At 60.4% G+C, this 9,001-nt stretch carries 5 protein-coding genes; all 5 read left to right on the top strand.

What is annotated here, in order from left to right; all coding sequences use genetic code 11:
* Positions 1 to 18 precede the first annotated feature (18 nt).
* The 5 genes from HQL98_15015 to HQL98_14995 all read left to right on the top strand — a co-directional run bounded on the left by HQL98_15015 (position 19) and on the right by HQL98_14995 (position 8,989).
* Entirely contained in the window at positions 19 to 303 is a 285-nt protein-coding gene (locus HQL98_15015; GenBank protein MBF0273358.1) for a hypothetical protein, read from the top strand.
* A gap of 303 nt (positions 304 to 606) precedes the next feature.
* Positions 607 to 1,677, top strand: a complete 1,071-nt coding sequence (locus HQL98_15010; GenBank protein ID MBF0273357.1) for a spermidine/putrescine ABC transporter substrate-binding protein — start codon at positions 607 to 609, stop codon at positions 1,675 to 1,677.
* Positions 1,677 to 3,950 carry a HAMP domain-containing protein gene (locus HQL98_15005; GenBank protein ID MBF0273356.1) on the top strand — a complete coding sequence of 758 codons (2,274 nt, stop codon included), beginning with the start codon at positions 1,677 to 1,679 and terminating at the stop codon, positions 3,948 to 3,950. The genes HQL98_15010 and HQL98_15005 overlap by 1 nt, the downstream gene beginning before the upstream one ends.
* A 48-nt stretch (positions 3,951 to 3,998) precedes the next feature.
* A complete protein-coding gene (locus HQL98_15000; protein MBF0273355.1) occupies positions 3,999 to 5,147 on the top strand; it encodes an FIST C-terminal domain-containing protein in 1,149 nt (382 codons plus the stop codon).
* Positions 5,148 to 5,152: 5 nt separating this feature from the next.
* Complete coding sequence (locus HQL98_14995; protein MBF0273354.1) at positions 5,153 to 8,989, top strand: PAS domain S-box protein; 3,837 nt, start codon at positions 5,153 to 5,155, stop codon at positions 8,987 to 8,989.
* The last annotated feature ends 12 nt before the right edge of the window (positions 8,990 to 9,001 follow it).

The following is a 9,001-nucleotide window of genomic DNA, read 5'->3' as shown; positions in this document are numbered from 1 at the left end:
CTTTCCGGTGGTCGTCACTTGGAAATCGATCTGTTTGTGGGGAATACCGATGCCGTGGTACTGGTGGAGGTGAAAAGCAAGCTCACCATCGAAGATGTGCGGGAACATCTGGTCCGCCTGGCGGAGTTCAAGGAGTTCATGCCGATCTATGCGGATAAACGGGCCATTGGCGCGGTGGCGGCCATGGTGATCGAGGAAAATGTGTGCCGTTTTGCCATCAACCAGGGGTTGTTTGTCATCGAACAGGCCGGAGACACCTTGCGCATGGCCAATGAGGAGTCCTTTGTGCCCCGTTCCTGGTGAACGAACGACACGCGAAGCATCCAATGGCTTGAAAGAACACCCTCGGCCTCTCCGGCGCGTATAAAAGCCGGGGAGGCCGTTTTGCGTGGGATCGGACGGAAAGTCCCTTTCGGGGTGACCGTTGCGGCATTGGAGACTACATGGGATTAAAATGGATTTTGTTATAATGGGATTTTGCAAGATCGGCAGGATTGATGTAGAATTGGCAAAATTCAGCGGAATGGGTGTGGATTGGAGGGGATGACAGGGCCAAACCACGGGCCATGATTGCGGTCGGGATCAACGGGTTGAAAGGACGTGACGATGTTCAAACGGCGGCAGATCGTGATGGGTGGCGCGGCGCTGTTGGCCTCGACCCTGGTTGCTCCCCACTGGGCCTGGGGGGAGAGCGGGAAAGGTGGGGAATTGACCCTGCTGATCTGGCCGGACTACATCGATTCCGATGTGGTCAAGGCGTTCGAGCAGAGTCGTGGCGTGACCGTGAAGCAGGTCCATTTTGAAAGCGATCAGGAACGGGATCAGTTGCTGGTGCGCAAGGGGAGTGACGCGTTTGATCTGTTGTTGGTCAATCGGCTCAATCTGCCTTTTTACGCCCGGCAGGGTTGGATCACCCCGTTCGATAAAAATCGGTTGAACCACGTGTCGCATCTGGACCCCCGTTGGCTGCTGGAACCGGATGCCTCGGGCAAGTTGTTGGGTATTCCCTATTTTTGGGGCAACGTCGGACTGGCCTATCGGGAGGATCTGGTCACGACGCCTCCTGTCGGATGGCTTGATTTTTTTCGTCCCGAAGCGTCGCTCAAGGGTCGGATCCAGGCCATGGAGTCGGATCGGGAGTTGCTCGGCATGGCGTTGAAGGCGTTGGGCCATTCGGTCAACAGCGAGGATGGGGTGGCCCTGTCCGCGGCGGAGGCGCTGTTGGTGGAGCAGAAACCTTATATAAAAAGCTATCGCTACATCGAACTCGGCCCGGAATCCCCGCTGGTCACCGGAGAGGTGTGGATGGCCATGGTCTTCAATGGAGACGCCTTGAAGCTGGCGGAACACCATAAAGGAATCCGTTATTTGCATCCCAGGGAGGGCAGCGCCTTGTGGCTGGATGATCTGGCTTTGGGGACCGGACGGGCCAGAAGGGAGTTGGCCTTGGATTTTCTGAATTTTCTCACCGATCCGGTCCAGGCGGGTCGCAACGCCGAGGCGCTTCATTTCGCCACGCCGAACCGGGAGGCGTTGCGTTTGGCCTCCAAGGACTATCTGAACGATCCCACCATATTCCCCCCCGAGGCGGTTTTGCGCCACTCGGAAACCGTGTGGCCTGTGGGAGCGCGTACCCAACGCCGCATCAATGACTTTGTGGCCCGGTTGATCAAGTGATGAAAATCCCGATGACACCCGAAGAGGAACGGAATCCGGGTGCGCGGAAACTGTCGGCCAAAAATAATCTTCAGATTCGTTTGGCCCTGCTGGTGTTGCCGCTTCTGGTGGTTTTTTTGGCCACGTTGAGTTATCTGGCCTATGCCAACCTGCGGGATTCCCGGTTGAACACCGCCCGCGTCGAATTGCGCAACGCCATGGATCAGGCCCAAGGCACCATTCGTCACCATCTGGAGACCCTGCATTCCCATCTGGAGGTTTTCACCCGTTCCGAGATTTTGGAAAAATATCTGGATACCCAGGATGAACAGGAACGCTATACCCTGTTGCAACCTGCGTTGATCCGCTTGTTTTCCGGTTTCCAGCAGGCCATCGGGGGCTATTTCGAGGTGCGTTTGCTGTTGCCGGATGGTTTCGAGGATACCCGTGTGACCTCTTACGAACTGCCCAACCGTTCGGAAGAAGAGCAGGATTCGCCGTTTTTTCGGGCGTTGTCGGGCCGGGCTGTGGGTCCCTATCATGTCATGGCCACCCATCCGGACAATGGGGAGTGGGTGATGATGGCCGGCGAGGCGCTGCATGCGCCCCACAAGGCGGGGGTCAAAGGTGGGGATCCGGTGCGCGGTTATCTGGCGGTGAGTCTGTGGCCGACCTTTTTGCGGGATCTTGCCGAGCGGCGTCAGGTGGGCCGGGCCGGAGGATTCGTGATCGCCGATGGTCGGGGCGTGATCCGTTTTGCCCACCAGAGCGAATTGGTTGGTTCCACCCTGCCCGACCCCTTGAAATCCTGTCTTCAGGGTGGTTGTGGCGAAAATGACCCCATGGTCGTGACCTTGAAGGGGGAACGGCATCTGGCGTCGGCCTTGTCCGTGGAACCGGAACTGCTGCTGCTGGTGGTGATGCCTTTGGAAGAGGTGTATCAGGAGACCGATCGTTTGCTGGTGATGACGTTTCTGGTGGGGATCCTGGCCACGGTGGTGATGGGGCTGGTGATGCTGTTGTCGTTGCATCGCATGGTGGTGGTGCCGTTGCGACAGTTGCGGCGGGTCAGTTTTCGGATCGGGGGCGGGGATTTCACCACCCCGGTTCCTCGGTTCGGGCACGATGAGATCGGTCAGGTGGCGGTGTCCATGGAGGGGATGCGGTTTCGGCTGGCCTCTTTGTATCGGGATCTGACCAGCGCCCGGGATCAGGCCGAAAGCGCCAACCGGGCCAAGAGCGCCTTTCTGGCCAACATGAGCCATGAGATCCGTACCCCGATGAATGCCATTTTAGGTATGAGTCAACTCATGTTGCAAGGGGATCTGCCGCTGAGACAGCGGGAGTTGTTGAGCAAGATTCAACAATCGGCCAAGGCTTTGTTGCGGTTGATCAATGACCTGCTGGATTTTTCCCGCATTGAGGCCAACCGGTTGGAACTGGTGCCGGTGCCGTTCCGGCTGGATGACGTGTGGTTGAGGATCGGGCAGCCCTGCGAGGCGCGGGCGCTGGAAAAGGGGTTGAGCTTAAGTTATCAGCGGGACGAGGGTGTGCCGGATCGGCTGGTGGGGGATTTTCAGCGGTTGCAGCAGGTGTTGTTCAATCTGGTGGACAATGCCTTGAAATTCACCGACCAGGGGTGGATCCGCATCCGGGTGGCGGTGGCGGAGCGAACCGGTGAGAAGCGGGTGTTGCGCTTCGAGGTGCGCGACAGCGGCCTGGGCATGAACACCAATCAGCGGGAACATCTGTTCGATCGTTTCACCCAGGGGGATGCCTCTTCCACCCGTCGTCACGGGGGAACGGGGTTGGGGCTGGCCTTGTGTCGCGCCCTGGTGACGCGGATGGGGGGTGAACTGGGGGTGGAGAGTGAACCGGGTCAGGGGAGTTGCTTCTGGTTCACGGTGGAGGTGCGGGAGGCTTTATCCGGAGAAGGGATGCCGGAGTCTGCAACCTTGTTGGACGAAATCACGCCGGAATCCTCGTCTTTGGCTCCTTCTTCTGTCGTCGGTGGTGCGTCCCCGGAGGAGGCGTCGTCGCCCGGAGAACCGGATGACGCGGCGTTGCGGGCCATTTTGCGCGAGCTGGTCAAACCGTTGCAGGATCGGCAACCCAAGGCGTGTCAGGAGCTGTTGGGCCGGTTGGAGGGGATCCATGCCGGGGTGGAGTGGCGTGACCGGGTAACGGAATTGGCCCGCCTGATCCGACGGTATCGTCTGAAGGAGGCGGGACAGTCGGTGGAGGTGTGGTTGGGAGAGAGTGACCAGTCCGGCGATGCGGCGGACCGGGCGTGAAGGCGGGGGGGATGGGCTGACCTTATTGGGTGAACAGGATGATGATTCATGAAAATTGCACAGCAGTTGTTTAAGGACGGGGTGATTCATCCCGAGGGATTGAGCCGGTTGGCCGCCATCGGGCCTGATCTGGTGCTGGTGTTCGGCGGGGAGGGGGTGTTCGCGGGTCCGGGCTTGCATGAGGTGTTGCGGAATGCTTTTCCCGGGGCCCATCTGGCGGGCTGTTCCACGGCGGGGGAGATTGCTGGAGATCGGGTATTCGACGGCTCGTGCGTGGTGACCGCCGTTCACTTTGCCGCCACCGGGGTACGGGTGGCCAGAGAGGACATCCGGGTGATGGAAGAGTCCCTGGCCATGGGCGAACGGGTGGGCAAGGCGTTGAATGGTCCAGATTTGCGGGGAGTATTGTTGTTTTGCAAGGGTCTTGAGGTCAACGGCAGCGCCGTGATCCAGGGAGTGACCGCGGGAGTGGGGGCCGGGGTGGCGATTACCGGTGGATTGGCCGGAGATGGAGGGGCGTTCAAGCGTACCTGGGTGCTGGATGACCACGGCGTGAGTGACGCCGGGTTGGTGGGGATTGGATTTTACGGCGACGCGGTGCGGATCGGATATGGTTCCTATGGGGGATGGGAGCCGTTTGGTCCGGCCCGGCGGGTGACCCGCAGCCAGGGCAATGTGTTGTTTGAACTGGATGGGGAACCGGCCCTGAATATCTATCGGAGATATCTGGGGGATTACGCCCGGGATCTGCCGGCTTCGGGGCTGTTGTTTCCTTTCGAGATGTTGAGTGGGGATCATGCCCGTCTGGGTTTGATTCGCACCATTCTGGGTATCGACGAGGAGGCCGGGGGATTGATCCTGGCGGGGGATATCGAGCCTGACGGCTTTTTGCGCCTGATGCACGCCTCCACCGACGCTTTGGTGAACGGCGCCGAGGCTGCCGCCGAGACCACCCGGCGCATGGTGGAAAAATCCGGAGCCGGATTGGCGGTGCTGGTCAGTTGCGTGGGACGCAAGCTGGTGATGGGGGATCACGTGGACGAGGAGGTGGAAGTGGTGGTTGAGGCTTTGGCCGCGGGAACCGTCACCACCGGATTTTACTCCTATGGTGAGATCAGTCCGTTTTCCACCACCACGGATTGCAAGCTGCACAATCAGACCATGACCATCACCTTTCTGGCCGAGGACTCCGAGTAATCCCCATGCACCGGCTATTGGCAAGGCAGATCAAACGGATTTTTGGTCTCACGGAGGAGGATTTTCCCCAGGCCCTCGCCGAATTGCGCGGGTTGGCCGAGGAGCGGGGGGCTTCCGGCGCCGGGAAGATTCTGGGGGGGTTCGAGGAGTTCTGTAGCCGGGTGGGACAGAGCTATGATCAGCACGAACGGGATCTGGATCTGCGCAACCGCAGCCTGCAACTGAGTTCCGAGGAGTTGACCCGTTCCAACGAACAGCTCCGCGCCGAGGCCAGACGACGGCTGACGGTGATCGATTCGCTGCGTTCCACGGCCAATCGTCTGCTGGCCTTGTCGGGTCAGGCGGAGCTGGGGGAGGATGACGCCGGTCTGGAACATTTGACCGTGCTCATGGCCTCGCTGGTGGAAAATTATCTCCGGGCGCAAACCAGTCTGCACGAAGCCAACAGCCAGTTGGCCCGCCAGAAATTCGCCCTGGATCAACATGCCATCGTCAGCATCACCGACACGACGGGCCGCATTCTCTACGCCAACGACAAGTTTTGTCAGATCAGCGGTTTTGCCCGGGATGAACTGCTGGGACGGGATCATCGCATTGTCAATTCCGGGTATCATGCCAAGGACTTTTTTCGGGATTTTTGGAAAACCATCACCTCGGGAGAGGTGTGGGAAGGGGAGATCTGCAATCGTACCAAGGAGGGGCGTCATTACTGGGTGGCCGCCACGGTGGTGCCCTTTCTCGACGAGAAGGGCAAACCGGTGCAATACATTGCCATCCGCACCGACATTACGGCTCAGAAAGCCATGGAAGATCAATTGCGTTCCAGTCGCAAGTTCCTGGAGAGCCTGACCGAATCCATGGGGGAAGGGGTCTATGCCCTGGATTCCCAGGGTTATTGCACCTTTTTCAACCGGGAGGCCGAACGGTTGCTGGGTTGGAGCCGGGAGGAGATGGTTTCCCGTCATTTTCACAACACGGTACACTATCGACTCACGGATGGTCGTCTGGTCGCGGCGCGGGAGTGTCCCATGTGGCTGAAGAATCAGGCCGGGGAGACCTTCCGTTCCGAAGAGGAACATTTCACCCACAAGTCCGGGCGGATTTTTCCCATCTCCATCGTGGCGGTCCCTTTGAAAGAGGATGGACGCATCGTGGGGTCGGTGGCGGTATTCCAGGACATCACCGAACGACGACGCATTCAGGAGGCGCTCCAGGAGAGCGAATCCCGTTTGAGCATCGCCCTGTCCGCTTCCAACACCGGTTTCTGGGACTGGAATCCGTGTACGGACGAAGCCTATTTCAGTGCCGAGTGGTTCGGCATGCTCGGGTATGCCAAGGGGGAATGGGAGGAAAACGCCGCCACTTGGCGCAGTTTGATTCATCCCGAAGACCTTCCGCGGGTGGTTGCCGCCCTGCATACCCACTTTGACGATCCGGATCATCCCTACGAAGTCGAATTTCGCATGCGTCATCGTCTGGGGTCGTGGACATGGATTCTGGCCTCCGGCAAGGTGACGGGTCGGGATATGCGGGGGCAGGTCAACCGGATGACCGGCATTCACAAAGACATCAGCGAACGCAAAACCGTGGAGGAGCAACTCAAGGCCGCCATCGGCGTCGCCGAAGCGGCCAGCCGGGCCAAGAGCGATTTTCTCGCCAACATGAGCCACGAAATTCGTACCCCGATGAATGCCATCATCGGCATGAGCCATCTGGCGTTGAGCACGGAACTCACCGTGCGGCAGAAGGATTACGTGGCCAAGATTCACTCCTCGGCCAAGGCTTTATTGCGTATTCTGAACGACATTTTGGACTTCTCCAAGATCGAGGCGGGTCGCCTGGAGTTGGAGGAGGTGGTGTTCCGCATGGATGAGGTGCTGGAGACCGTCACCACCCTGGTGGCCCCCAAATCCCATGAAAAGGGTCTGGAGCTGTTGTGTTCTCGAGGGGCGGGAGTGCCTCAGCAGGTGCGGGGGGATCCCTTGCGGCTGCAACAGGTGCTGTTGAACCTGTTGGGCAATGCGGTCAAGTTCACCAGTACCGGCGAGGTGGAGTTGCGGGTCGAGGTGGTGAGTCGCCGGGGGGCGCGGGTCGAGTTGCGTTTCGTGGTGCGGGATACCGGAATCGGCATCCGTCCCGATCAGGTGGCTCATTTGTTCGAGTCCTTCACTCAGGCGGACACCTCCACCACCCGTCAATACGGAGGCACGGGTCTGGGATTGGCCATCAGCCGTCGTCTGGTGGAGTTGATGGGAGGCGGCATCACCGCCCGGGGCGAGCCGGGAGTGGGCAGCGCGTTCGTGTTCACGGTGGTCATGGGGGTGATGGAGGAGGATCGGGGCGCGTTTTTGCCCTCTCCGGAGCTGCGTGGGTTGCGGGTCGGGTTGGCGGTGGACAACTCCCGCGCCCGGGAGATCCTGTTGGAGCTGTTGGCTTCCCTCACCTTCCGGGTCTGCCAGGAACGCCACGATACCGGCAGCGGCGATTGGCTGGACAAACCCGATTTGTTGGTGATCGACGCCCATCACGCGGGTCAGGAGGGTCTGGAGTGGTTGCGTCGGTTGCGGGAGAGGCCCGGTTATGGTCGCATTCCGGCGGTGATGCTTTGTCCCCAGCCGGAGATGGTCAACATGCAGGAGTGGTGCGGCGGTTTGCCGGAGACCCGTCCTGTGGCCAAGCCGGTGACGGCTTCGCAGTTTTTCGATGTGGTGGCGGAGCTGTTCGGAGCGGAGTCGAACCGTCACCTGCGCCACATTGTCAAGGATCAGGGGGGATTGGTGGGTTTTCGCGAGCTTGCGGGCCGACGGGTGTTGCTCACCGAAGACAATGTGGTCAACCAGCAGGTGGCTGTGGATCTGTTGGAGTTGGTGGGCATCGTGGTGGAGGTGGCGGGCAACGGCGCGGATGCGGTGGAAATGTTGCGTCGTCATCGTTACGATGTGGTGTTGATGGATGTCCAGATGCCGGTGATGGATGGTTACGAGGCCACGCGGCGCATTCGCGGGGAACTGGGTCTGGAGGTGCCGGTGATCGCCATGACCGCCAACGCCATGGTGGGCGACCGGGAGAAAAGCCTGAAGTCGGGCATGAATGACCATGTGGCCAAACCTATCGACCCTCAGCATTTGTATCGCACCTTGCACCGTTGGTTGGTGCCAGGCACCCTGGCCATGACCGCCGGAGAGGGGCCGACCGCCCCCATCCCGAAGGAGGAGCGGGACCCCATGCCGCCGGAGATTCCCGGGATCGATCTGACGGTGGCGTTGCAGCGTTGCGCCGGGAGCCGGGCCTTGTTGTGGCGTTTGTTGCGCCGTTTCGTGGTGGATCAAAGCGGGGTGATCGAACGGTTGCAAGAGAGCTGGAGTCGGGGTGAGAGTCACGACGCGGTGCGGTTGGCCCATACCCTCAAGGGGTTGGCCGGGAGTCTGGGGGCCGAGGGATTGCGCGCTGCGGCCCATGATCTGGAACAAGGACTCGTCGCCACTCCGGAGGCCGCGCCGGAACTGATGGGGGCGGTGGAGCTTGTGTTGCAACCGCTCCTGAAGGCACTGGCCAAACTGCCGGCGCCGGATGCCGCCGATGGCCCGTCGCGACCCGAGGTCAAACAGCCCGTGGGAGAGGCGGATCTGCTGGAATTGCTGCGTCCGTTGCAAGAGCCGTTGCGGGCGCGACAGCCGAAGTCCTGTCAGGCCTTGCTGGATCATCTGGAGAGCGTGGAACTGCCACCCGCCGCCCGGGCGCGGGTGGGGAACCTGATCAAGATGATCCGCAAGTATCGTTTCCGGGAGGCGGAACAGGAGTTGAACGCCCTGTTGACCCCGCCGCCCGTTTCATCCCCGTGAAGGGGAGTGACC

It is taken from the genome of Magnetococcales bacterium (assembly GCA_015231755.1).
Classification (GTDB): domain Bacteria; phylum Pseudomonadota; class Magnetococcia; order Magnetococcales; family Magnetaquicoccaceae; genus Magnetaquiglobus.
Note: the sequence above shows the minus strand (reverse complement) of the source record. Positions and strands in the feature narration are given on the sequence as shown.

Coding starts and splice junctions, on each gene's coding strand:
- HQL98_15000 (MBF0273355.1), top strand. CDS start 3,999: ATGAAAATTGCACAGCAGTTGTTTAAGGACGGGGTGATTCATCCCGAG.
- HQL98_14995 (MBF0273354.1), top strand. CDS start 5,153: ATGCACCGGCTATTGGCAAGGCAGATCAAACGGATTTTTGGTCTCACG.
- HQL98_15005 (MBF0273356.1), top strand. CDS start 1,677: ATGAAAATCCCGATGACACCCGAAGAGGAACGGAATCCGGGTGCGCGG.
- HQL98_15010 (MBF0273357.1), top strand. CDS start 607: ATGTTCAAACGGCGGCAGATCGTGATGGGTGGCGCGGCGCTGTTGGCC.